At 73.0% G+C, this 23,219-nt stretch carries 22 protein-coding genes; 17 read left to right on the forward strand and 5 right to left on the reverse strand.

Features of this window, described 5'->3' with window-relative positions; all coding sequences use genetic code 11:
- Positions 1 to 11 precede the first annotated feature (11 nt).
- The 9 genes from ABD993_RS05295 to ABD993_RS05335 all read left to right on the forward strand — a co-directional run bounded on the left by ABD993_RS05295 (position 12) and on the right by ABD993_RS05335 (position 9,467).
- Entirely contained in the window at positions 12 to 1,025 is a 1,014-nt protein-coding gene (locus ABD993_RS05295; protein WP_345413272.1) for a F0F1 ATP synthase subunit gamma, read from the forward strand.
- Positions 1,025 to 2,464 carry a F0F1 ATP synthase subunit beta gene (gene atpD, locus ABD993_RS05300; RefSeq protein WP_345413274.1) on the forward strand — a complete coding sequence of 480 codons (1,440 nt, stop codon included), beginning with the start codon at positions 1,025 to 1,027 and terminating at the stop codon, positions 2,462 to 2,464. Before ABD993_RS05295 ends, atpD begins: the two co-directional genes overlap by 1 nt.
- Positions 2,465 to 2,470: 6 nt before the next feature.
- Positions 2,471 to 2,860, forward strand: coding sequence for a F0F1 ATP synthase subunit epsilon (locus ABD993_RS05305; RefSeq protein WP_345413277.1), 390 nt, complete (start codon positions 2,471 to 2,473; stop codon positions 2,858 to 2,860).
- A gap of 31 nt (positions 2,861 to 2,891) precedes the next feature.
- The gene (locus tag ABD993_RS05310) at positions 2,892 to 3,332 is read left to right on the forward strand and encodes a DUF2550 domain-containing protein (protein WP_345413278.1); all 441 of its coding nucleotides are present in this window, start codon (positions 2,892 to 2,894) and stop codon (positions 3,330 to 3,332) included.
- A 10-nt stretch (positions 3,333 to 3,342) separates the two neighbouring features.
- On the forward strand, positions 3,343 to 3,936 hold the full coding sequence (locus tag ABD993_RS05315) for a cob(I)yrinic acid a,c-diamide adenosyltransferase (RefSeq protein WP_345413279.1): 594 nt from the start codon (positions 3,343 to 3,345) through the stop codon (positions 3,934 to 3,936).
- Between the two features lie 25 nt (positions 3,937 to 3,961).
- Positions 3,962 to 5,233 (forward strand): UDP-N-acetylglucosamine 1-carboxyvinyltransferase, encoded by a 1,272-nt coding sequence (gene murA, locus ABD993_RS05320; protein ID WP_345413282.1) that lies wholly within the window; start codon positions 3,962 to 3,964, stop codon positions 5,231 to 5,233.
- A 211-nt stretch (positions 5,234 to 5,444) separates the two neighbouring features.
- Complete coding sequence (locus tag ABD993_RS05325; RefSeq protein ID WP_345413283.1) at positions 5,445 to 6,368, forward strand: DUF1206 domain-containing protein; 924 nt, start codon at positions 5,445 to 5,447, stop codon at positions 6,366 to 6,368.
- 134 nt (positions 6,369 to 6,502) lie between these two features.
- Positions 6,503 to 8,518 carry a protein meaA gene (locus tag ABD993_RS05330; RefSeq protein ID WP_345413285.1) on the forward strand — a complete coding sequence of 672 codons (2,016 nt, stop codon included), beginning with the start codon at positions 6,503 to 6,505 and terminating at the stop codon, positions 8,516 to 8,518.
- A 58-nt stretch (positions 8,519 to 8,576) separates the two neighbouring features.
- A complete protein-coding gene (locus tag ABD993_RS05335; protein WP_345413288.1) occupies positions 8,577 to 9,467 on the forward strand; it encodes a YhjD/YihY/BrkB family envelope integrity protein in 891 nt (296 codons plus the stop codon).
- A 31-nt stretch (positions 9,468 to 9,498) separates the two neighbouring features.
- Here ABD993_RS05335 and ABD993_RS05340 read toward each other — a convergent pair whose 3' ends face one another.
- Positions 9,499 to 10,536 (reverse strand): hypothetical protein, encoded by a 1,038-nt coding sequence (locus ABD993_RS05340; RefSeq protein ID WP_345413291.1) that lies wholly within the window; start codon positions 10,534 to 10,536, stop codon positions 9,499 to 9,501.
- A gap of 243 nt (positions 10,537 to 10,779) precedes the next feature.
- Here ABD993_RS05340 and ehuB (ABD993_RS05345) point away from each other — a divergent pair, with 243 nt between their 5' ends.
- Genes ehuB (ABD993_RS05345) through ABD993_RS05360 form a run of 4 tightly spaced genes read left to right on the forward strand, consistent with a single transcriptional unit; the run spans position 10,780 to position 13,784 of the window.
- Positions 10,780 to 11,688 (forward strand): ectoine/hydroxyectoine ABC transporter substrate-binding protein EhuB, encoded by a 909-nt coding sequence (ehuB, locus tag ABD993_RS05345; RefSeq protein WP_345413293.1) that lies wholly within the window; start codon positions 10,780 to 10,782, stop codon positions 11,686 to 11,688.
- Position 11,689: 1 nt separating this feature from the next.
- Positions 11,690 to 12,385, forward strand: coding sequence for an ectoine/hydroxyectoine ABC transporter permease subunit EhuC (gene ehuC, locus ABD993_RS05350; protein ID WP_345413295.1), 696 nt, complete (start codon positions 11,690 to 11,692; stop codon positions 12,383 to 12,385).
- Positions 12,386 to 13,042: an ectoine/hydroxyectoine ABC transporter permease subunit EhuD gene (gene ehuD, locus ABD993_RS05355; RefSeq protein ID WP_345413297.1), complete on the forward strand. Its 657-nt coding sequence runs from the start codon at positions 12,386 to 12,388 to the stop codon at positions 13,040 to 13,042.
- The gene (locus ABD993_RS05360; protein ID WP_345413299.1) at positions 13,029 to 13,784 is read left to right on the forward strand and encodes an amino acid ABC transporter ATP-binding protein; all 756 of its coding nucleotides are present in this window, start codon (positions 13,029 to 13,031) and stop codon (positions 13,782 to 13,784) included. The genes ehuD and ABD993_RS05360 overlap by 14 nt, the downstream gene beginning before the upstream one ends.
- On the opposite strand, the gene ehuB (ABD993_RS05365) is transcribed toward ABD993_RS05360, so the two are convergent.
- Positions 13,778 to 14,635, reverse strand: a complete 858-nt coding sequence (gene ehuB / locus ABD993_RS05365; protein WP_345413301.1) for an ectoine/hydroxyectoine ABC transporter substrate-binding protein EhuB — start codon at positions 14,633 to 14,635, stop codon at positions 13,778 to 13,780. The two genes, ABD993_RS05360 and ehuB (ABD993_RS05365), sit on opposite strands and share 7 nt — an antisense overlap.
- Before the next feature lie 11 nt (positions 14,636 to 14,646).
- Positions 14,647 to 15,417: an enoyl-CoA hydratase-related protein gene (locus ABD993_RS05370; protein WP_345413303.1), complete on the reverse strand. Its 771-nt coding sequence runs from the start codon at positions 15,415 to 15,417 to the stop codon at positions 14,647 to 14,649.
- A gap of 24 nt (positions 15,418 to 15,441) precedes the next feature.
- Between ABD993_RS05370 and ABD993_RS05375 the strand changes: the two genes are divergently transcribed.
- Both ABD993_RS05375 and ABD993_RS05380 read left to right on the forward strand, forming a co-directional pair.
- Complete coding sequence (locus tag ABD993_RS05375) at positions 15,442 to 16,131, forward strand: TetR/AcrR family transcriptional regulator (protein WP_345413305.1); 690 nt, start codon at positions 15,442 to 15,444, stop codon at positions 16,129 to 16,131.
- Between the two features lie 27 nt (positions 16,132 to 16,158).
- Positions 16,159 to 17,424, forward strand: coding sequence for a cytochrome P450 family protein (locus tag ABD993_RS05380; RefSeq protein WP_345413306.1), 1,266 nt, complete (start codon positions 16,159 to 16,161; stop codon positions 17,422 to 17,424).
- Between the two features lie 56 nt (positions 17,425 to 17,480).
- Here ABD993_RS05380 and ABD993_RS05385 read toward each other — a convergent pair whose 3' ends face one another.
- Complete coding sequence (locus ABD993_RS05385) at positions 17,481 to 17,969, reverse strand: NUDIX domain-containing protein (protein ID WP_345413476.1); 489 nt, start codon at positions 17,967 to 17,969, stop codon at positions 17,481 to 17,483.
- 74 nt (positions 17,970 to 18,043) lie between these two features.
- Here ABD993_RS05385 and ABD993_RS05390 point away from each other — a divergent pair, with 74 nt between their 5' ends.
- The gene (locus tag ABD993_RS05390; protein WP_345413308.1) at positions 18,044 to 19,015 is read left to right on the forward strand and encodes a helix-turn-helix transcriptional regulator; all 972 of its coding nucleotides are present in this window, start codon (positions 18,044 to 18,046) and stop codon (positions 19,013 to 19,015) included.
- A gap of 184 nt (positions 19,016 to 19,199) precedes the next feature.
- Here ABD993_RS05390 and ABD993_RS05395 read toward each other — a convergent pair whose 3' ends face one another.
- Entirely contained in the window at positions 19,200 to 20,342 is a 1,143-nt protein-coding gene (locus ABD993_RS05395) for an amidohydrolase family protein (RefSeq protein WP_345413310.1), read from the reverse strand.
- A gap of 69 nt (positions 20,343 to 20,411) precedes the next feature.
- Here ABD993_RS05395 and ABD993_RS05400 point away from each other — a divergent pair, with 69 nt between their 5' ends.
- The gene (locus ABD993_RS05400; RefSeq protein WP_345413312.1) at positions 20,412 to 23,213 is read left to right on the forward strand and encodes an ATP-binding protein; all 2,802 of its coding nucleotides are present in this window, start codon (positions 20,412 to 20,414) and stop codon (positions 23,211 to 23,213) included.
- Positions 23,214 to 23,219: the final 6 nt, after the last annotated feature.

Consider the following 23,219-nt stretch of genomic DNA (forward strand, 5'->3'; position numbering starts at 1 on the left):
GGTAGGGACCGATGGCGGCACAGATCCGTGTGCTGCGGCGGCGGATCAGGTCGACGCAGTCCATCAAGAAGATCACCCGGGCCATGGAGCTCATCGCGACCTCACGGATCGCGAAGGCCAGGGCCCGGGTCAACGAGGCGAAGCCGTACGCCGAGCAGATGACGGCGGTGCTCACCGAGCTGGCCTCCAACTCGGCGCTGGACCACCCGCTGCTCGTCGAGCGGGAGAACGCCAAGCGGGCCGCGGTGCTGGTCGTGACCAGCGACCGCGGCCAGTGCGGCGGCTACAACGCCGGCGTGCTCAAGGAGGCCGAGCAGCTCCAGTCGCTCCTGCGCGAGCAGGGCAAGGAGCCGGTCCTCTACGTGATCGGGCGCAAGGGCGTGAGCTACTACCGCTTCCGCAGGCGCAAGGTCGAGGCCTCGTGGACCGGGTTCTCGGAGCAGCCGAGCTACGAGAACGCGGCCGAGGCGGCGCGTGAGCTGGTGTCGGCGTTCATGGCGGGGGCGGACGACTCGCGAGACGGCACCGACGAGGGCCCCGGCGCGGACGGGATCCGCGGCGTCGACGAGCTCCACCTCGTCTACACGCAGTTCAAGAACATGGTCACCCAGACGCCGCAGGCGCGGCGGATGGCGCCCATGGAGGTCGAGTACGTCGGGGACGGGGACGCCCTGGGCGACGTCGCCTCGGAGACCGAGACCGGCGGGGCCACCGGCACCACGGCGCAGTCCACGCAGGACGGCCCCGGCCAGCTCTACGCCTTCGAGCCGAGCGCGGACGTGCTGTTCGACGCGCTGCTGCCGAAGTACATCGGCGCCCGGCTCTTCGCCGCGCTGCTGGAGTCGGCGGCGTCGGAGTCCGCGAACCGCCAGCGGGCCATGAAGGCCGCGACGGACAACGCGAACGAGTTGATCCGTACTCTGACACTGGAGGCCAACCAGGCCCGCCAGGCACAGATCACCCAGGAGATCAGCGAGATCGTCGGTGGCGCCGACGCTCTTGTGACCGCAGGAAGTGAGAGCTGATGACCGCCACTGCTGATTCCCCGACGAACACGGGTACCCGGGTGGGCCGGGTCGTCCGGGTCACCGGCCCGGTCGTCGACGTCGAGTTCCCGCGCAACCAGGTGCCGGAGCTCTACAACGCCCTCACCGTCGACATCGAGTTCGGCGAGCTGTCGAAGACGCTGACCCTGGAGATCGCCCAGCACCTCGGCGACAACCTGGTCCGCGCCATCTCGATGCAGCCCACGGACGGTCTCGTCCGCGGCCAGGCCGTCACCGACCTGGGCCGTCCCATCTCGGTCCCGGTCGGCGACCAGGTCAAGGGCCACGTGTTCAACGCCCTGGGCGAGTGCCTGGACGACAAGGACTTCACGCCGACCGGTGACCTCTGGGGCATCCACCGCAAGGCGCCGAACTTCGACCAGCTCGAGGGTCGCACCGAGATGCTGGAGACCGGCATCAAGGTCATCGACCTGCTCACCCCGTACGTCCAGGGTGGGAAGATCGGCCTGTTCGGCGGTGCCGGTGTCGGCAAGACGGTGCTCATCCAGGAGATGATCACCCGTGTCGCCAAGAACTTCGGTGGTACGTCGGTGTTCGCCGGGGTCGGCGAGCGCACCCGTGAGGGCAACGACCTCATCACGGAGATGACCGAGTCCGGCGTCATCAACGACACCGCGCTCGTCTTCGGCCAGATGGACGAGCCGCCGGGCACGCGTATGAGGGTGGCGCTGTCCGCACTCACCATGGCCGAGTACTTCCGTGACGAGCAGAACCAGGACGTGCTGCTCTTCATCGATAACATCTTCCGGTTCACCCAGGCCGGCTCCGAGGTCTCCACGCTGCTCGGCCGCATGCCGTCCGCCGTCGGCTACCAGCCGACCCTGGCGGACGAGATGGGCGAGCTGCAGGAGCGGATCACCTCGACCCGCGGCCGTTCGATCACCTCGATGCAGGCGATCTACGTGCCCGCGGACGACTACACCGACCCGGCGCCCGCCACCACCTTCGCCCACCTGGACGCGACGACGGAGCTCTCCCGCCCCATCTCGCAGAAGGGCATCTACCCGGCGGTGGACCCGCTGACCTCGACCTCGCGGATCCTGGACCCGCAGTACATCGGCGAGGAGCACTTCCGCGTCGCCAACGAGATCAAGCGGATCCTGCAGAAGTACAACGACCTGCAGGACATCATCGCCATCCTCGGCATCGACGAGCTCTCCGAGGAGGACAAGCAGCTCGTCGGCCGGGCGCGGCGGATCGAGCGCTTCCTGTCGCAGAACCTGCTGGTCGCCGAGCAGTTCACCGGCCAGCCGGGCTCGACGGTCCCGCTCAAGGAGACCATCGAGGCGTTCGACAAGATCGCCAAGGGCGAGTTCGACGACGTTCCCGAGCAGGCCTTCTTCCTCTGCGGTGGTCTCGAGGACCTCGAGAAGAACCGCAAGAAGCTCGAGGGCTGAGTTCCTATGGCTGAGATGACCGTGGAGCTGGTCGCGGTCGAGCGGCGCCTGTGGTCGGGCAAGGCGAGCTTCGTGCTCGCCCGCACGACCGAGGGTGAGCTGGGCATCCTGCCCGGCCACGAGCCGACCCTGGCCCAGCTGGAGGAGGCGGGCGTCGTCCGGATCGACCCGGTCGACGGCCGGCCGCTGACGGTGGCCGTGCACGGCGGGTTCCTGTCGATCGGGCCGGAGACGGTCTCGATCCTCGCGGAGTTCGCCGAGCAGGCCTCGGAGATCGACGTGAAGCGCGCGGAGGCGGCCCTGGGCCGTGCGACGGGCGACGAGCCGGACGAGGTGGCCGCGCGCAAGCGGGCCGAGGTCCGGTTGAGAGCGGCCGAGGCCGCGGCCGCGAACTAGAGCGCCGAGAGAACGCGAGACACGAGCAGCAGTGGCCGAGACCGTGGCGATCGTCGTCGGTGTGGTCCTGCTGCTCGTGTGTCTCGCGCTCGCGTGGCTGGCGGTACGGCGCGTCCGACTGATGCGTGGCGGCGGTGTGGACCTGTGTCTGCGCCGCCGTTTCGCCGTCACGGACTGGCACTTCGGCGTCGCCCGCTACCGCGGGGACGAGTTCGCCTGGTACCGGCTCACGAGCTTCCGTTTCGGCCCCACCGTGGCCATCGACCGCAACGAGGTCGAGATCGTGGACCGGCGGCCGCCGCTGCCGAACGAGTCCTTCGCGATCCCGCTCGCCGACTCCGTCGTCCGCTGCCGGGACGCCTCGGACGAGGGCCGGGGGCGCGAGGTCGAGCTCGCGATGAGCGACGACGTGCTGACGGGTTTCCTGGCGTGGCTCGAAGCGGCACCCCCGGGCTACCGCCAGGCCAGTTAGGGTCGGTCCCATGGCCGTGCACCTGACCAGGATCTACACGAGGACCGGGGACGACGGGACGACCGCCCTCGGCGACTTCAGCCGCGTCCCGAAGACGGACGTGCGGCTGGCGGCCTACGCGGACACGGACGAGTGCAACGCCGCCCTCGGGGTCGCGGTCACCGTCGGCGGGCTGTCCGAGGAACTCCTGGCGCCCCTGCGGCAGGTCCAGAACGACCTCTTCGACGTCGGGGCGGACCTGTGCGCGCCCATCGTCCCCGATCCGGAGTACCCGCCCCTGAGGGTCGAGGAGCGGTACATCACCCGGCTCGAGGGCTGGTGCGACGAGTTCAACGAGGGGCTGCCCAAGCTCGCGTCGTTCATCCTGCCCGGCGGCACGCCCGGCGCGGCGTATCTCCACGTGGCGCGCACAGTGGCCCGCCGGGCGGAGCGCAGCGTCTGGGCGCTGCTGGAGCAGGACCGCACGAACAAGACCGAACGGACCAACCCGCTCACCGCCAAGTACCTCAACCGGCTCTCCGACCTGCTGTTCATCCTCGGTCGCTGTGCGAATCCGGCCGGTGACGTGCTGTGGCAGCCGGGCGGGCCCGAGGGCGGGCGCTGAAGCGGAACCGCTACCGTCGCTGCTCGTGACGGAGCATTTCGCGGTGCGAGGCGGGGCCCGCTTGTCGGGCGTCGTCGACGTCGTCGGGGCCAAGAACAGTGTGTTGAAGCTGATGGCGGCGGCGCTGCTGGCCGAGGGCACCACGACGATCACGAACTGTCCGGAGATCCTGGACGTCCCGCTGATGGCGGACGTCCTGCGCAGCCTCGGGTGCACCGTCGAGGTGGACGGCGGGACCGTGCGCATCGACGTGCCCGCCGAACCGGGCTCGCAGGCGGACTACCGCTCGGTGTCGAAGCTGCGGGCGTCGGTCTGTGTGCTGGGGCCGCTGGTCGCGCGGTGCCGCAAGGCGATCGTGCCGCTCCCGGGTGGGGACGCCATCGGCTCCCGCCCGCTGGACATGCACGCCAACGGACTGCGCAAGCTGGGCGCGACCACCGAGATCGAGCACGGCCGCGTCGTCGCGCAGGCGGACGACCTGCACGGCGCCCAGATCTGGCTGGACTTCCCCAGCGTGGGCGCCACCGAGAACATCCTGATGGCCGCGGTGCTCGCCGAGGGCACCACGGTGATCGACAACGCGGCGCGCGAGCCGGAGATCGTCGATCTCTGCGTGATGCTGCAGCAGATGGGCGCCAGGCTGGACGGCGTGGGCTCGTCCACGCTGACCGTGCACGGCGTCTCGTCCCTGCGGCCGACGCAGCACCGGGTGATCGGGGACCGGATCGTCGGCGCCACCTGGGCGTTCGCCGCGTGCATGACCCGCGGCGAGGTGACCGTGCGCGGCGTGGACCCGCACCACATCGACCTGGTCCTGGACAAGCTGCGCTCGGCGGGGGCCGAGACCACCGTGGGGGAGCAGGAGTTCTCCGTGTCGATGGGCGGGGCGCGTCCCCAGGCCGTCGACTTCGTGACGCTGCCCTACCCCGGCTTCGCCACCGACCTGCAGCCCATGGCGATCGCCCTGACCGCGGTCGCGGACGGCACCTCGATGATCACCGAGAACGTCTTCGAGGCGCGCTTCCGGTTCGTCGACGAGATGGTCCGGCTCGGTGCGGACGCCCGCACGGACGGCCACCACGCCGTCATCCGCGGTGTGGAGCGGCTGTCCAGCGCTCCGGTCTGGGCGAGCGACATCCGGGCGGGCGCGGGCCTCGTGCTCGCCGGGCTGTGCGCGGACGGGACCACCGAGGTCTGGGACGTCGACCACATCGACCGCGGCTACCCCCGGTTCGTGGAGAACCTGCGGGACCTCGGCGCGGATGTCGAGCGGGTCACGGCCGAACCCACGCGGTAGGGGTTCCCCCCTCCGTGGTCGGTTCCTCGCGGTCGTGCAGTCGCCGGCCCCGGTGGTCGCGGGTACGCCGCGGCGATGTCGGAATGCCGTCCGCTAAACCCCCGGCGGTCGGGTTCCTCCTCATGGAGCAGCACGAGTCGCCGTGATCCCCCGGACGTGGCACCTTTCCGACACCCCCGGTGAACGCCGGCGGCCAGCACCGGAGGAGCCCATGTCCACGCCACGACCCACCTCGTCACCCTCCGACCGCGAGCACGGGATCGGGGCCACGGCGAAGCAGGCGGTGCGGTCCGCCGAGGACGCCCTGCCGGACTCGATGCCGGACCTGGGCGGGGCCCACCGGAAGGCGGCGCGGGCGGGTCGCAGCGAGCCGGTCAGGAAGGGCGCGCGGGTCGGGATCGCCGCGAACGGGGTCCTGCACCTGCTCATCGCCGGGCTGGCGCTGCAGGTCGCGTTCGGCGGCGGCGGGCAGGCCGACCAGAGTGGCGCCCTGACCACCCTGGCGGCCCAGCCCTTCGGCATCGTGCTGCTGTGGCTGTTGTTCGTCGGGTTCGTCTGTGTGGTGCTCTGGCGGCTGACGAGCGCGCTGTTCGGCTTCTCCTACGTCGACGACGGCCGGAAGAAGCTGATGAAGCGCGTGGTCAGTGCCGGTCTGGGTGTCGTCTACGCCGTCTTGGCGGTGGCCACCGCGACCACGGCGGTCAACGGCCGCGCGCAGGGCGGCGGGGGCAGCAAGGCCACGGCGGGCATCCTGGGCATCCCCGGCGGGCAGGTCATCGTGGGGATCATCGGTGTCGGGATCGTGGTTGGCGGCGGCGTGATGGTCTACAACGGCTGGAAGAAGAAGTTCACCGAGGACCAGGACCTCGTCGGCGCGGACCGTCGCGCCCGCAGGCTGGACGAGCGCTCCGGGCAGGTCGGGTACATCGCGAAGGGGATCGCCATCGGTGTCCTGGGCGTGCTCGTCATCTCCGCCGCGGTGAAGTACGACCCGGCCGAGGCCAACGGCCTGGACTCGGCCCTCAAGGCCCTCGCCGCCCAGCCCTTCGGCGTCGTCCTGCTGACCGTGGTCGCCCTGGGCATCGCCGCCTACGGCGTCTTCTGCTTCCTCGACGCGAAGTACCACCGCGTCTGACCCGTCCGGATGGGTACTTTCTCGCGCACATCGCGTAGTTTTCCACCCAGACAGGTGTGACGACGTCCGTTCGTCGGGGGTGGCGGCGGCTACCGGCCAGTACGATCCGGAGGTCTTCGACGTGGAGGTGTCCGGTGCCGTACCCGACCGATCGTGAACGTGACCGTCCGTGGGTGATCCGGACCTACGCCGGACACTCGTCGGCGGAGAAGTCCAACGCGCTCTACCGGCGCAACCTGGCGAAGGGCCAGACCGGGCTGTCGGTGGCCTTCGACCTGCCCACCCAGACCGGGTACGACCCGGACGACGAGCTGGCCAAGGGCGAGGTCGGCAAGGTCGGCGTGCCGGTCAGCCACATCGGGGACATGCGCACGCTGTTCGACGGCATCCCGATCGCCGAGGCCAACACCTCGATGACGATCAACGCCCCGGCGATGTGGCTGCTCGCGCTCTACGTCGCGGTCGCCGAGGAGCAGGCCGAGGCCTCGGGCATGGACATCGCCGAGGTCCGGGCGAGGCTCGCCGGGACCACGCAGAACGACATCGTCAAGGAGTACCTGTCCCGCGGGACGTACGTGTTCCCGCCTGCCCCGAGCCTGCGGCTGATCACGGACATGGTCGCGTGGTCGGTCACCGAGATCCCGAAGTGGAACCCGATCAACATCTGCAGCTACCACCTGCAGGAGGCAGGCGCGACGCCCGCGCAGGAGCTCGCGTACTCGCTGTCCACGGCGATCGCGGTGCTCGACTCGGTCCGCGACTCGGGGCAGGTGCCGCCGGAGCGGTTCGGGGACGTCGTCGGGCGGATCTCGTTCTTCGTCAACGCCGGGCTGCGGTTCGTCGAGGAGATGTGCAAGCTCCGAGCCCTCGGCCGGATGTGGGACACGATCACCAGGGAGCGCTACGGGGTCGAGAACCCCAAGCAGCGCCGCATGCGCTACGGCGTGCAGGTCAACTCGCTGGGGCTCACCGAGGCCCAGCCCGAGAACAACGTCCAGCGGATCGTGCTGGAGATGCTGGCCGTCACCCTGTCCAAGGACGCCCGCGCCCGCGCGATCCAGCTGCCCGCCTGGAACGAGGCGCTCGGCCTGCCGCGGCCCTGGGACCAGCAGTGGGCGCTGCGGATGCAGCAGGTGCTCGCCTTCGAGACCGACCTGCTGGAGTACGAGGACATCTTCGAGGGCTCGAAGGTCATCGAGGCCAAGGTCGCCGAGCTGGTCGAGGGGGCACAGGCCGAGATCGACCGCGTCCAGGAGATGGGCGGCGCGGTCGCGGCCGTCGAGAACGGCTACATGAAGGGCGAGCTGGTCTCCGCCCTGGCCGAGCGCAGGCGTCGGATCGAGTCCGGCGAGGACGTCGTGGTCGGCGTGAACAAGTTCGACACCACCGAGCCCAGCCCGCTGCAGGGGGACGCGGCCGCGATCGAGACCGTCGACCCGGCCACCGAGGCCGCGGCGGTCGCCGCGATCCGGGAGTGGCGCGCGGCGCGGGACGCCACGAAGGTCGCCGAGGTGCTCAAGGCGCTGCAGGACGCGGCCAAGACGGACGAGAACCTCATGCAGGTCTCGATCGACTGCGCCAAGGCCGGCGTGACGACGGGGGAGTGGGCGGGCGCGCTGCGCGAGGTGTTCGGCGAGTTCCGGGCGCCGACGGGCGTGTCGGCGGCGGTGGCGTCCGGGGAGGCGGCGGTGGAGATCGCGGAGGTCCGGGAGCGGGTCCGGCAGACCGGTGAGGAGCTCGGCTCACGGCTGCGGATGCTCGTCGGCAAGCCGGGCCTCGACGGGCACTCCAACGGCGCCGAGCAGGTCGCCGTGCGGGCCCGCGACGTCGGCTTCGAGGTCGTCTACCAGGGCATCCGCCTCACCCCGGCGCAGATCGTGGCGGCGGCGGTGCAGGAGGGCGTGCACGTCGTCGGGCTGTCGATCCTGTCCGGCTCGCACATGGAGGTCGTCCCGGCGGTCGTCGAGGGCCTCCGCGCCCAGGGTGCGGACGACGTCCCCGTGATCGTCGGCGGCATCATCCCGGCCGAGGACGCGAAGGCGCTCAAGGAGAGGGGCGTCGCCGCGGTCTTCACGCCGAAGGACTACCAGCTGACCGAGATGATGGACGAGATCGTCACGCTGGTCCGGGGCGTGCACGGCCTCGAGTGAGCCGGGGCCGTGGTCCGCGACCATCGCGCGGTGGCTCCTCGCACCGACCCGGCCGCCGATGACCCCTCGCCTGCCTGACCGGCTCGTCGTCCGCGTCCTGCGCCGCATGACCGCGATCGACGGCTACGACCGCGCCCTCGCGCCGGCCTCCCAGGCCTTCGTCGCGCTGGTGCCTGCCGCCCTGGTCCTGTCGGTCTCGGAGCAGGGCTCCGGCGGAGCGCTCGCGAGCGGGTTGGGCTTCTCCCGGGAGGCGGCGAGCACGCTCACCGACCTCGTGGACCCGATCGCCACGGAGCCCTCCCTGACGGTCGTGGGCTGGCTCCTGCTCGTCGTGTCGGTCCTCGGGTTCGTCCGGTCGCTGCAGCGCGCCTACTCGGCCGCCTGGGGGCTCGCGTCGACCGGACTCCGGGGGTACGGCCGGGGGCTGCTGGCGTCCGCCACGCTCGTCGCGGAGCTCGGGGTCCTCATCCTGCTGGCCCCGGTGCTCGGCTGGCTGCTGGGCAGCCCGGTCGTCGCGCTCGGGGTGTACGCCGCGACCGGGCTGGCGCTGTGGTGGCCGATCCAGTACGTCCTGCTCCGCGGGCGGGTCCGGTGGCGGGCCCTGCTGCCGGGCGCGCTCCTGACGGGCGTGGGCCAGGCCCTGCTCGTCGCGGCCTCGGGACTCGTCGTGCCGATCGCGACAGCGCGCTCGGTCGACAGGCTCGGGCTGCTCGGGGTCGCGACGGTGCTGCTGTCCTGGCTGGTCGTGCTCGGGGTGCTGCTGGTGCTCTCCGCCGTGGTCGGGTCGGAGCTGGCGCAGCCCGCCCTCGCGCCGGGCGACGTCGACCACCGGGCCCGCGGGCCCGTCGGGTCGCGGGGGGAGCACGACGCCGAGCGCCGCGACGACGGCCGGGTGGATCCCGAGCCGGACCCGGCCGGACCTCCGCACCCCGCGGCCGGTGAACGCTGAGCGTGGCACGCACCCCGTGCTCGGCGGCGGCTCAGACGTCCTCGGACTCCTTCTCCTCGCCGCGCTTGCGGAAGAAGGAGAAGCCGGGGATGCCGGTGATGGCCTGGCGCACGCCCTGCAGCTCGTCGAGCAGGTCGTGGACGTCCGGGCCCACGCGGTCGAGGGTCCGCAGGATGGGCATGATGTCGTGCTCCAGGTGCTCGACCAGCTGTGGCAGCTGGTCGACCATCCGGATCGCCGCGCGCAGCTCGTCCTCGGAGAACTCCTCGACGAACTTCGCGGCGAGCGGGGCGGCCCGGTCACTGATCGGTTTGTAGGTCGCGAGCATCTCGCCGGCCTGGGCGCTGAGGCCGGAGGCGTCGTTCACCAGGTCGTCCGCCCGGCCCGCGACGGCGCCCGCGCGGGAGACGACCCCGGCCGCGTCGTCCGCGACGGCGTTCGCGCCGGACACGACCGTGCGCGCCTCCGCGGCGACCGCACCGGCGGACTGCACGATCCGCTCGGCGTCCCCGGCCACCCCGCTCACGCGGGCGACCAGGTCCTCCGCCGCCCCCGCGGTCCCGCCGACGCGGGTGATCAGCTCGGTCGCCTCGCCCGCGGTGGCGCCGACGCGGGTGATCAGCTCGGTCGCCTCGCCCGCCGTCTCGCTGACGCGCGCGATGAGCTCGGTCGCCTGCTCGGCCGTGCCCCCGACGCGGCCGATCAGGGTGTCCGCCCGGCCCGCGGTCTCGTCGACGCGGGAGATCAGCTCGTCCGCCCGGCCCGCCGTGACCCCCACCCGCGCGATCAGGGACTGTGCCTCGTTCGCGGTGCGGTCCACGCGGCCGATCAGGGAGTCTGCGCGCGACGCCACACCCTCGACCTGCGTGAGCAGGGACTCGACCCGCTCCGCGATGCCGCCGATGCGCCCGACGAGGCCGCCGACGTCGTCCAGCAGGACCACCGCGCGCTCCGGCAGGCCCGCGGCGACGCCGACCGCCTCCCCGGTCCACTCCGCGACGGCCCGCGCCCCGTCGAGCATGTCGGACGGGCCGGGGACGGGGATCCCCGCGATGCGCAGCAGTGCCATGCCCCGATCCTTCCCCATGCGAGGCCGCCGCGCCGCAGGGCGATCACCCTCCGGGGCCGGGATCGCGGCAGCGTGTGCACAGCGTGCCCATCGGTTGCGCTTGTGTAACGCAGTGCGCACGTGGGCTTCACCCCCTCGGACGCACCCCCTACGTTCGATCGACGTTGCCGGTCACCGGCGCGCACTACCGCAGTGCGGAGTTCGGCTCCGATCGGCACCGACGCCGTGAAGAGGGGGCCTGTCATGTCCGGATCGTCCTGGACCCGCCGCGAGTTCTTCCGCCGCTCCGCCGTCGCGGGCGCGGTCGCCATCGGGGGGCCCGCACTGCTCGCCGCGTGCACCCAGGTGCCGCAGAGCGGGGGGACCGCCCAGAGCACCCTCGACCGGGTCAAGGCGGCGGGCACGATCAAGGTCGGGATCGCCAACGAGGCCCCGTACGGGTTCACCGACGCGTCCGGAAAGGTCACCGGGGAGTCCGTCGAGGTCGGTCGCGCGGTGCTGAGGAACCTGGGCGTCACCGACCTCCAGGCGACCACGGTGGACTTCGGCTCGTTGATCCCGGCGTTGAACGCCAACCAGTTCGACATGGTCACGGCGGGGATGTTCATCAACCCGGAGCGCTGCAAGTCCGCGGCGTTCTCGGTCCCGGACTACACCGCGCCGACGGCGTTCCTCGTGCCCGTGGGCAATCCACAGGGGATCGCGACCTTCGACGACATCGTGGCCAAGAACCTGCGCCTCGCCGTGCTGAGCGGAGCCGTCGAGCAGGGGTACGCGCAGTCCAGCGGTGTACCGGACTCGCAGATCCAGGTCTTCGACGCGCAGAACACGCTGCTGCAGGCGGTCACCTCGAACCGGGTGGACGCGGCGGCGCTGACGAACATCTCGCTCAACGACGTCGTCGCCAAGAACCCCGGCTCGGGGGTGGAGGTGACCAAAGGCTTCTTCCCGGTGATCGACGGCGCCCCGACCGTCTCCGCGGGGGCCTTCGTGTTCCGCCCGGCGGACGCCGACTTCGTCACGGCGTTCAACACCGAGCTCACGAAGCTCCACCAGAGCGGTCAGTGGCTGCAGATCGCGCAGCCGTTCGGGTTCAACGCCGACAACCTCCCGGCCGCGGACGTCACGACCGAGAAGCTCTGCGCGGCCTGAGTTGGAGAACCTGCCCCGGATCCTCTCGGTCCTCGCCGAGGGCCTCCCCGACACCCTCGTCGCCACCCTCGGCGGGATCGTGCTCACGGTCGTGCTCTCCTTCGGGGCGGGGTTGCTGCTGCTCTCGCCCCGGAGGTGGGTCCGCGGGACCACCCGGGTCTACGTCGAGGGCTTCCGCGGCACGTCCGAGGTGGTCCAGCTGTTCTGGATCTACTTCGTGCTGCCGGTGCTCGTCGGGTACCAGCTGGTGCCGCTGGTGGCGGGCATCGCGGTGCTCGGGCTCAACCACGGCGCGTACGGCGCGGAGATCGTGCGCGGCGCGATCCGCTCGGTGCCGCGCGCGCAGTACGAGGGGGCGATCGCGCTCAGCCTGAGCCCCGCCCAGCGGATGCGCCGGGTGATCCTGCCGCAGGCGCTGGTGGAGATGTTGCCGCCGCTGAACAACCTGTTCATCCAGCTGCTCAAGTCCACAGCGATTCTCGCGCTGATCACGGTGCCCGAGGTGACCCGGCAGGCCAGGGAGGTGCTCATCCCGAACTTCGGCGACGACACGTTCCTGATCTTCGGCGTGGTGTTCCTGATCTACCTCGGGCTCGCCGCGGTGATCACGCTGGTCATGCGGCTGCTGGAGCGGTGGGCCGCGGGGCGGTTGGGGCGGCGCCCGACCGGCCGCCGGAACGTGCTGGAGGCGGTCTAGATGCCGCTCTGGGACTGGGACTACGCCCTCGCGATCCTGCCGGACCTCCTGCTCGCCCTCGTCACGACGATCGAGATCACCGTGCTGGGCTCCGTCGTGGCGCTCCTGCTCGGTCTCGTGTTCGCCGTGCTCCGCCGGGCCCACATCCCGGTGGTGGACCAGATCCTGGCGGCCTTCATCGAGATCGTCCGCTCCACGCCCCTGCTGGTGCAGGTGTTCTTCCTCTTCTTCGCCCTGCCCCGGCTGGGGGTCACGTTGTCCGCCTTCGCGATCGGCGTCGTCGGGTTGGGCGTGCACTACGCGACCTACACCTCCGAGGTCTACCGCGCCGGGATCGACGCGGTGCCGAGGGGTCAGTGGGAGGCCGCGACGGCGCTGTCCCTCCCGCGCCGTCGGGTGTGGACGGGTGTCGTGCTGCCGCAGGCGATCCCGCGGGTGCTGCCCGCGCTGGGCAACTACGTGATCTCGATGTTCAAGGAGGTCCCGCTGCTGCTGGCGATCGGCGTCGTCGAGGTGGTCAACGCGGGCCGGGAGATCGGCTCGCAGACCTTCCGCTACGTGGAGCCGTACACGATCGCCGGCATCCTGTTCCTGTTGTTGTCCTATCCCGCCTCGCTGCTCGTCCGACGACTGGAGCGCCGCAGTGTCCGCACCTGACCCCCTCATCGTCTTCGACGGCGTGGAGAAGCGGTTCGGCGAGAACGTCGTGCTCCGGGACCTGAGCTTCACCGTGGCGCCCGGTGAGCACGTCACGCTGATCGGCCCGTCCGGCTCCGGCAAGACGACGATCCTGCGGCTGCTCATGACGCTGGACAGGGTGACCGCCGGGTCGATCACCGTCGGCGGCGAGTCGCTGAGCCACGCGCCGAACGAGAAGGCGCTGAGCGTGGTGCGCCGTCGGATCGGGATGGTGTTCCAGCAGTTCAACCTGTTCCCGAACATGACCGTGCGCGGCAACCTCGTCGAGGGACCCACCCGCGTGCTCGGGCTGTCGAAGGACGAGGCGAACGCGCGCGCCGCGGACCTGTTGGAGCTGGTGGGGCTGGGGGAGAAGATCGACGCCCACCCCACGCAGCTCTCCGGCGGTCAGCAGCAGCGGGTCGCGATCGCCAGGGCGCTGGCCATGCGCCCGGACGTCCTCCTGCTCGACGAGGTCACCTCGGCCCTGGACCCCGAGCTGGTCGCGGGGGTGCTGGCGCTGCTGAAGGACCTCGGCGAGACCACGGACATCACGTTCCTCTGCGTGACCCACGAGATGGGCTTCGCCCGGGACTTCTCGGACCGCGTGATGATGCTCGACGGCGGCCGCGTCATCGAGGACGCCCCGCCGGAGCGGCTGTTCACCGCCCCGGACCACGAGCGCACCCAGACCTTCCTGCACGCGATCCTGAGTCACTGACGGCAGACGCGGTCGGTCGTCAGCCCGGGCGGCGGGAGGTTCTCGTCGGTGAACCCGAAGGGGTGCACGGTCTCCAGCCAGCGGCCGGAGGTCTGCAGGTCGGTCAGGCCCGCGTCGAACGCGGCGCGCAGGTCGGTGTCCTCCGGGCGGAAGGCGAACGCGCCCACGGGGTGGACGCGCTCGCCGTCGCCGTTCACCGCGGCGGCGACGCCGGGGGTGACCTCCAGGGCCGTCCCGGGGTTGCGGGACAGCTCGTCCAGCAGGGAGATGCGGGTCAGGGCACCCACCGGGACCTCGCCGTTCGCCACTGCGCGGAACAGGGTGCTCTGTCCGTCGTACTGGCGGACCGAGTCCGCGGGTACGCCCGCGGCCTGTGCGTACTCGGCCTCGGCCGACCCGGCCAGCACCCCGACCACGAGGCCCGCCCGGCGGACGCCCTCGAACGTGCGGATGCCGCGTGGGTTGCCCGCGGGGACGAGGAAGGCCAGGGGCGCGAGGAAGTCCGGCCGCGAGAAGGCCACGCGCGCGCAGCGGCTCGGGGTGATCGTGGTGCCGGCGGCGACGATGTCGAACTGGCGGGCCAGCAGTCCGTCGAGCAGGGCGGCGAAGGGGACCTGGACCGCCTCGACGTCCGCCACCCCGAGGCCGTCGAGGACCGCGCGGGCGACCGCGGGAGCCTCGCCGGTGACCGAGCCGTCGGAGCCGAGGAAGCCGTAGGGCCGCTCACCGGCGATCCCGATGCGCGCCACCCCGGAGGACCGCATGCGTTCGAAGGTGGTGCCCCCGGCCCCGCAGCCCGCGAGCGCCGCCAGCCCGGCGGTACCGGCCAGGAACGCTCTGCGGGACACCATCGCCGGGCACCCTAGTCGGACCAGACGGGAGCCCTCTTCTCGAGGAAGCTCGCCATGCCCTCCTTCGCCCCCGCGGACTGCGACATCGACGCCATGACCTCGACGGCGATGGCGTAGGCGTCCGCCTCGGGGCGGTCCAGCTGCGCGTAGAGGGTCTGCTTGCCCACCTCCTTGCCGAACCGGCTCCCGCGGGTGGCGCGGGCGAGCAGGTCGTCCGTGCGGGCGTCCAGCTCGGCGGCGGGCACGGCGTAGTTGACCAGGCCCCAGTCGACGGCGGTGGCGGCGTCGATCGGGTCGCCGGTCAGGGCGAGCTCCATCAGCCGCTTGCGGCCGACGTTCCGCGCGACCGGGACGGCGGGGGTGTGGCAGAACCAGCCGCCCTTGCCGCCGGGCAGCGCGAACGTCGCCGTGTCGGCCGCCACGGCCAGGTCGCAGGTGGCGACGAGCTGGCACCCTGCCGCCGTCGCGACGGCCTGCACCTTCGCGATGACGACCTGCGGCACGGCCTGGATGGTCTGCATCAGCTCGGTGCAGAGGGTGAGCAGCTCGCGGACGCCCTTGAGGTCCCGGGCGGCGACATCCGCGAAGTCGTGTCCGGCGGAGAACGCCTTGCCCTCCGCGCCGAGCACGATCCCCGTGGCATCGCTGCTGCCCGCGTCCTCGAACGCCGCCAGCAGCTCGCGGAGGTGCTCCTCGGAGAGCGCGTTGCGGCGCTCCGGCCGGTTCATCGTGATGCGGACGGTGTCCCCGTCCTCTTTGACGAGGAGGTGCGCGTAACCCATGGATCCACGGTATACGCTGACCTCATGACCGAAACCGCTCATCTGGTCACGAGAGAGTCCCGGCTGCTCGACGCGGCCGCCGACCTCCTGGTCCGGTGGGGGTATCAGCGGGTCACGATCGAGGACGTCGCGAAGCAGGCGGGCGTGGGCAAGGGCACCGTCTACCTGCACTTCCGCACCAAGGAGGCGCTGTTCCTGGCCGTGCTGATGCGCAGCCACCGCGGCGTGATCGGCGGGATGGCGGACCGGATGGAGGCCGACCCTGCCGAGGCGCTGCCCGCCCGCACGGTCGGCTCGCTCTACCGCGAGTTGGCGCAGGACCCGGTCACCCGCCCCCTCTACCTCGGCGACCCCGAGATCCTGGGCAGGCTCGCGCACGAGGCGGCGGCGGCGTTGGGCGGGATCGTCGAGCGGCGGACCGAGGTCGGGCGCGCGTGGTTCGGGCTGCTCCGCGAGGCGCGCCTGCTGCGCACCGACCTGACGGTCGACGAGCAGATGCGCGTGTTCAGCGCCGTCACCACGGGGTTCTTCTTCATCGACGGCATGCCGACGGTGCCCGGCCCCGCCGATCCCGCGGGCCGCGCGGACCTGCTCGAACACGCCCTGCGCTCCGCCCTGGAGGACCCCGCGGGCGTCCCGACGGCCGAGGTGGCCGCCGCGAGCGCCGCGCTCCACCGCTCACTCCTGACCTACATCGACGCGCTGTCCGCGTGATGCCGTCCGCTCGACCTGGGAGATGCCGTGACCGTGATCGACGCCCCCGCCCTCACCGATCCCGCGCTGCTCGCCGATCCGTGGAACGCGTTCGGACGGCTCCGTGAGCAGGCGCCGGTGCTGCGCAGCCGGTTCGGCTTCGGCGGCGACGAGGCGCCGCTGTGGCTGGTCACCCGGTACGCGGACGTCCGCGCGGTGCTGGGCGACCCCCGGTTCGTCAACGACGCCGCGCACTCGCCCGCGGGCCGGGACACCCGCGCGGAGCTGATGGCCTCGATCGGGGTGACCCCGGACCTGATCCCCTACCTCACCGCGAGCATCATCGACGCGGACGGGGCCGACCACGCCCGGCTGCGCAAGCTCGTCTCGCGCGCGTTCACCGTCCGCCGGGTCGGCGATCTCCGTCCGCGCGTCGAGCGGATCGCGGCGGACCTGCTCGACGGGCTGTCCGGGGAGGCCGATCTCGTCGAGGCCTACGCCTATCCGCTGCCGATCACGGTGATCTGCGAGCTCGTCGGGATCCCGGAGTCCGACCGGGCGGACTGGCACGTGTGGGGGCGGGAGCTGGTGTCGGCGGACCCGACCCGGGTCCCGGGCGCGCTGCGCGCGACGGTCGACCACATCGAGGGGTTGATCGCCCGCCGCCGGGTGGAGCCCACCGACGACCTGCTCTCCGGGATGATCCGGGCGCAGGAGGGGGACGCGGACGCAGCCTGCGGAGTCGACCATGGGCACGGCGACCGGCTGTCCGACTTCGAGCTGGTCACGATGGTGTTGTCGCTGGTGTTCGCCGGCCACGAGACGACCGCGCACCTGATCGCCAACAGCACCGCGGCGCTCCTCACCCACCCGGACCAGCTCGCCCGGCTGCAGGCCGACCCGTCGTTGTGGCCGACCGCGGTGCACGAGCTGATGCGACTCCACGGACCGGTCAACCAGCCGCGGGTGCGGTACACGACCGAGGCGGTCGAGGTCGGTGGCGTGGAGATCCCCGCGGGCGCGACGGTCCAGCCGATCCTGTTGTCCGCCAACGGTGATCCGCGGGAGTTCACCGATCCCGAGCGGTTCGACGTGACGCGCGCGCCGGAGCGGGGGGAAGGACACCTCGGGTTCGGGCACGGGGCCCACTACTGCCTGGGTGCGGCGCTGGCGCGGCAGGAGGGGGAGGTGGCGCTGCGGGCGTTGTTCACCCGGTTCCCGGACCTGCGCCTGGCCGTGCCGAAGGAGGAGCTGACCTGGCAACCGCTGCCCGGTGCCCGCCGCCTCACCGCGCTGCCGGTGCACCTGTCCTGACGCCCGACGCTCGGGGACCCCGAGCGTTGCTGCGTGGTGCTCGGGGTCCCCGAGCGTCAGCGGCGGTCGTGCAGCAGGAGGAGCTGGTAGGCCGCGATGGACTGGGCGTCCGTGATCTCGCCTTCGGCGATCATGCGCTCGAACTCCGCCGTGGTGAACCAGCCCTGCCGCATGTCCTGCTCGCTGTGCTCCCGCTGCGGTTCACCCTCGGTCAGCTCGGTCGCGAGGTACACGTGACCGCGCTGGCTGGACATCCCGGGCGCCACGTCCAGCAGCCCGATCCGCTCCATCCGCCCGGCTCGTAGCCCCGTCTCCTCGACCAGCTCCCGCACCGCGAGCTCGGCGGGGTCCTGGTCGGCGCGGTCCGGCGCGGTGCCCGCGGGGAACTCCCAGCGCCGCATGCCGATCGGGTAGCGGAACTGCTCCACGAGGTGCAGGCGGTCTCCGTCGCGCGGGATGACCAGGGCGTACGTGGGCTTGTCGACGACGCCGTAGACCCCGTCCGTGCCGTCCGCGCGGCGGATCGCGTCCTCCCGGACGGTCATCCAGTCGTTCGCGTAGACCTGGCGTGTCGAGAGGGTGTCCACACGGGCAGCCTGCCGGCTGGGACGATCGGGCCGTGCGCGCGTCCCGGTTGATGGCCCTGCTCTTCGTGCTGCAGCGTCGCCGCTCGGCCACGGCGGCCGAGCTGGCCGTCGAGCTGGAGGTGTCCGAGCGGACGATCTACCGGGACATCGCCTCGCTGACCGAGGTGGGCGTGCCGATCTGGACCGAGCCCGGGCCGGGCGGCGGGATCCGGCTCGTGGAGGGCTGGCGGACCCGGCTGGACGGGCTCACCGGCGACGAGGCCGCCGCGATGTTCGCGATGGGAGCCCCGCAGCTGCTCGCCGAGCTCGGCATGGGCACCGCGCTCGCGGGAGCCCAGGCCAAGATCCTCGCGACGCTGCCGGAGGGGCTGCGCGCGCACGCCCGGATCGTCAGCGAGCGGGTGCATCTCGACGCGCCGGGTTGGTTCCACACCCCCGCCGAGGTGGAGCACCTGGGGACGCTCGCGGAGGCGCTGTGGGAGCAGCGCCGCGTGTCCATCGTGTACGGACCGCGCGCGGTGCGCCGGGAGGTCGAGCCGTTCGGGCTCGTCCTCAAGGCGGGGGTCTGGTACCTCGTTGCCCGGGTCGGCACGGACGTCCGCACCTACCGCGCCGCCAGGATCGCCGAGGCCACCCTGCTCGACGACCGGTTCGACCGCCCCGACTTCGACCTGCCCGCCTGGTGGGCGGAGTCGGCCGCGGACTTCGCTGCGACGATGCTGCGCACCCGGGTGCGGATCCGGCTGTCCGAGCGCGGGCTGCGGGCACTCACACGGGTCACGGACGTCGAGGCGGCCGCCGCGGCTCTCGCCGGTGCATGCGAGCCGGACGCCGACGGGTGGCGCGAGCTGACCCTGGACGTCGAGTCGCTCGAGGTCGCGGCCGGTCAGCTGGTGTCGCTGGGCGGGGAGGTCGAGGCGCTCGACCCGGAGCTGCGGTCCAGGCTGGCCGAGCACGGGAAGGCGCTGTGGGAGAGGAACGGCGGCACCACGAACCCGCCGTAGCACCAGTACCAGGCGGGTTGTGAGCACGCGGCGTCCCACAGGGCCCGCCCCAGCCACCGCAGAGCGCGCCGCGGAACCGCCGACGCGGCCCGGGCGGCCGCAGGCGGGGCCGTGGGCGGGGGCGTCGCGACCCGGGGCGGCGTGGAGGGCGCGGTCGGCGTGGAGGGTGCGGTCGGCGCGGGCCTCATCGGACCGTCTCCAGGACGCGACCGCCCACCACGACGGCGACCGGGGCCAGCAGGGCCCCGGGATCGGTGGTCGGGTCGCCCGCGACGGCGAGCACGTCGGCGTCGTACCCCGGTGCGAGCCTGCCCTTCCGCTCCCCGAGCCCGACGACGGCGGCGGCGGTCGCCGTACCCGCACGGAGCGCCTCCAGCGGGGTCATCCCCGCCGCGACCAGGTCGGCGAGTCCGCGGGGCAGCACGCCGTGCGGCTTGAGCGGCGCGATCCCCGCGTCCGTGCCCGCCACCACGACCGCCCCGGCGGCCACCATCCGGGCGAGGTTCGCCTGGATCGCGGGTAGGCGGCGCAGCACGTGCGGCGGCGGTACCAGGCCTGCGATCGGGACCACCCCCACTGTCGCCCCGATCGCGATCCGCCGCCGCACGATCTCGGCGAGCAGCTCCTCGGGGAGGTCGACGCCCTCCGCGGTGAAGCAGCTCGCGTGCTCGATCCCGTCCACCCCGGCCCGCACGGCCTGGGCGACCGCCTCCACCGCGTGCGCGTGCGCGGTCACGGGCAGGCCGTGTCGGTGGGCCTCGTCGACGACCGCGCGCAGGTCGTCGTCGTCGAACTGGCGGGCGAGCACGTCGGTGCCCGGGGTGAGCCCGCCGCCGCTGGCCATCACCTTGACCACGCCGCAGCCTCGGGCGGCGCGCTCGCGGACCGCGGCGCGCACGTCGACGGTCTCGCCGCCGAGGTAGTGGCAGTGTCCGCCCACGCTGGTGATCGGCGGGCCCGCGGACACCACGGTCAGGTCGGTGTCGAGCCGCAGCGACGCGTAGGCGCGGTCGCCGAGGTCCCGGACCGTCGTCACGCCGGCGGCGAGCTGGGCCCGGGCGGCCTCGGCCATCGCGGCGAGCTCGGCCTCGGCGTCGCGGGCGGCCAGGGCGCCGACCACGTCGGTACTCGCGTCGAACGCGAGGTGGACGTGCGTGTCGACGAGGCCGGGCAGCAGGGTGGCGCCGGCCAGCTCCACCAGCTCGATGTCGGGTGGGACGTCGTCGCCGACGGCGGTCACCCGGCCGTCCTCGACGAGCAGGGTCGGGTGATCGACGCAGGTCATGCCGTCGAAGAGGCGGTCGGCGCGGAAGGCTGTCCGGTTCATGGTCCCGGTCTACGGCCACTCGCCGCGCAGGCCATCGTGGAAACCACGGATCCGTGGTACCGATACGCGGTGCAGCCGCGGTTCGTCGGCAGGGAGGCGGAGCTCGCCGAGCTCACCGCCCGGCTGGAGGCCGCCCTGGCCGGTGACCCCGCGACGGTGCTGGTCGGCGGGGAGCCGGGCATCGGCAAGACCCGGCTGACCGCGGAACTGGGCAGGCTCGCCGGGGCCCGGGCGGTGCCGGTGCTCTGGGGCGGGTGCAGCGAGGACGAGGGTGCCCCCGCGTACTGGCCGTGGCGACGGGTGCTGCGTGCCTGGCGCGCGCTCGACGGGGCGGTCCCGGCCGCGCTGGCTCCGCTCGACGCGGCCACCCCACCCGCCGCGACCGGACCCGCCGAGCGCTTCGCCCTGTTCGACGCCGCCGCCGGGTTCCTCGTCGACGCCGCGCGGCCTGCGGGGCTGGTCGTGGTGCTCGACGACCTGCACTGGGCCGACCCCGCCTCCGTCGCGCTGCTCGCGCACGTGGCCCACGAGCCCGACGCCCGGTTGGTCCTCGTGGGTACCTACCGGCCCGCCGAGCTGCGGTCGTCGCTGACCGCCGTGCCGGGGACGCGGATGGACCTGGCGGGCCTGAGCCCCCACGAGGTCGCCGGCCTCGCCGAGGCGCACCGCGCGGCCCGGCGCGGCGCGGCGGGCGCGGCGTCGAACTCGGGGTCGGCGGGGTCGGGTTCGCGTGGCGTGGTGTCGGACTCGAGGGGGTCGGGGTGGGGCGCTCCCGCGGGTGGGGACGGATGGCTGTGGGCGCGGACCGGCGGGAACCCGTTCTTCGTCCAGGCGCTGGTCGAGGCCGGGGGGAGTCGGCTGCCCGGGACCGTCCGCGACGTCGTCGCGCGGCGGGTCGCCCGCTTGCCCGCGGGGTGTCGTGCGCAGCTGGAGCGGGTCGCGGTGGTGGGGCGCGAGTGCGAGCTGACCCTGCTCGGTGCGTTGGGAGCCGCGGATCCGGTCGCCGTGCTGTATCCCGCCGTCGTCGACGGGGTGGTGGAGCGGGTCGGTGGTCGGGTGCGGTTCACCCACGATCTGGTCCGGGAGGCACTGCTCGCCGATCTGCCGACGCGGCAGGCGATCCACCTGGCGGTGGCGGACGTGTTGGCCGCGCGGGCGGACGACCCGGACGTCCTGCCGGAGCTCGCGCGGCACGCCCTGGCCGCGTTGCCGCTCGGGGACCGGGAGGCCGCGCTCGGCTGGGCGCGGGCGGCGGGGGAGCTGGCGCTTCGGCGGCTCGCCTACGAGGAGGCCGCACGGATCTTCGGGCGGGTGCTCGACGAGCACGTCGGTGATCCCTCGGAGCGGCTGGACCTGCTGCTGCGCACCGCCGAGGTGCTGGCCTGGTCGCACTCGGTCGCGGACGCGGCGGACCGCGCCACGCAGGCCGTGGACCTGGCCCGGCGGCTGGGCGTTCCCGAGGCGGTGGGCCGGGCCGCGCTGGTGTTGCCCGCGGTGTCCGACCCGGAGTGGATCGAGCGCAGTCGCGCGTGGACGGACGAGGCGCTCGCGGTGCTGCCCACCGTCGACGGTCCGCTGCGCTCGCGGCTGCTGGCGCAGCGGGCGCTGGCGGCGTCGTCGGGCCGCGACCCGAGCGTGGTCGAGGCGGTCAGCGCGGCCGCGCTCGCCATGGCCGAGCGGCTGGACGACCCGCCGTCCCTGGTGGCGGCGCTGCGCGCCCGCCAGCTCGCGCGCTCGGGTCCGGAGGGCAACGCCGAACGTCTCGAGCTGGGCACCCGGCTCGTCGGGATCGGAGAGCGCACCGCCGATCCCGAGGACGCCCTCTGGGGCCGGGTCTGGCGGTTCGACGCCCTGGCGCAGGCGGGCGACCTCGCCGCGGCCGAGCACGAGATCGAGCTGCTGGAACCGCTGGTCGCACGGCTGCGCCGACCGCTTGCCCGGGTGCACCTGCTGCGCTGTCGGGCCGCGCTGGCGTTCGGCCGCGGCCACTTCGCCGAGGCCAGCGCCCTGAACGAGGAGGCGGGTGAGCTCGAGGCGGGCCCGTCGGGGCTGTCGGTGTCGACCTCCGCGCTGCGGCTCGTGATCTCGGGTCTGACCGGCGATCCCTGTCCGGAGGAGGAGTGGATCCCCGAGCCGGCCCGGGACGACTCGACCCCCAACGTCGCGATCCTGCGCGCCGAGCTGACGCACTGGTACGCGGAGAGGGGGCGTCGCGCGGAGGCGGAGCGGGTCTACCGGCTGCTTCCGCCGGTCGGGTCGCCGAGCATCCCGCGGTACATCGTGCTGGTCGTCGAGTGCAGGCGGGCGGTCGCGGCGGCCGACCTGGGGGACCGCGCGACGGGCGAGGCCGGGCTGCGGTGGCTCCGCCGCCATGTCGACCTGTTCCAGGCGGGTGGCGCCGGTGCGCTGACCGTGTCCGGGTCGGTCCACCAGTACGCCGGTATGGCGGCGCGAGCCGCGGGGCGGACCGAGGCCGCCGTCCGGCACCTGCGCACGGCGATCGCGCTCGACGACGCCGCGGGCCTGCGCCCGTTCGCGGCCCTGGGCCGCGCCCGGCTCGCCGCGATCCTGCAGCGGACCGGCGACCGCACGGAGGCGGGCGAGCTGGCCGCGGCCGCGCTGCGCACCGCCCGCGAGCTCGGGATGCGGCCGCTCGCCGCCCGGCTCGAAGCCGCGGGCGACGGCCCGCTGAGCGCTCGGGAGGCCGAGATCGCGGAGTGGGTCGGCCGGGGCCTGACGAACCGGCAGATCGCCGCGACGGCGCACATCTCCGAACGGACCGTCGAGACCCACGTCCAACACATCCTGGCCAAGCTGGGGTTCTCCGGGCGCAGCCAGATCGCCGCGTGGGTCGCCGCACGGCATCGGTAGGGTGCG

The sequence above is a fragment of the Pseudonocardia xishanensis genome (assembly GCF_039541715.1).
Lineage (GTDB): Bacteria > Actinomycetota > Actinomycetes > Mycobacteriales > Pseudonocardiaceae > Pseudonocardia > Pseudonocardia xishanensis.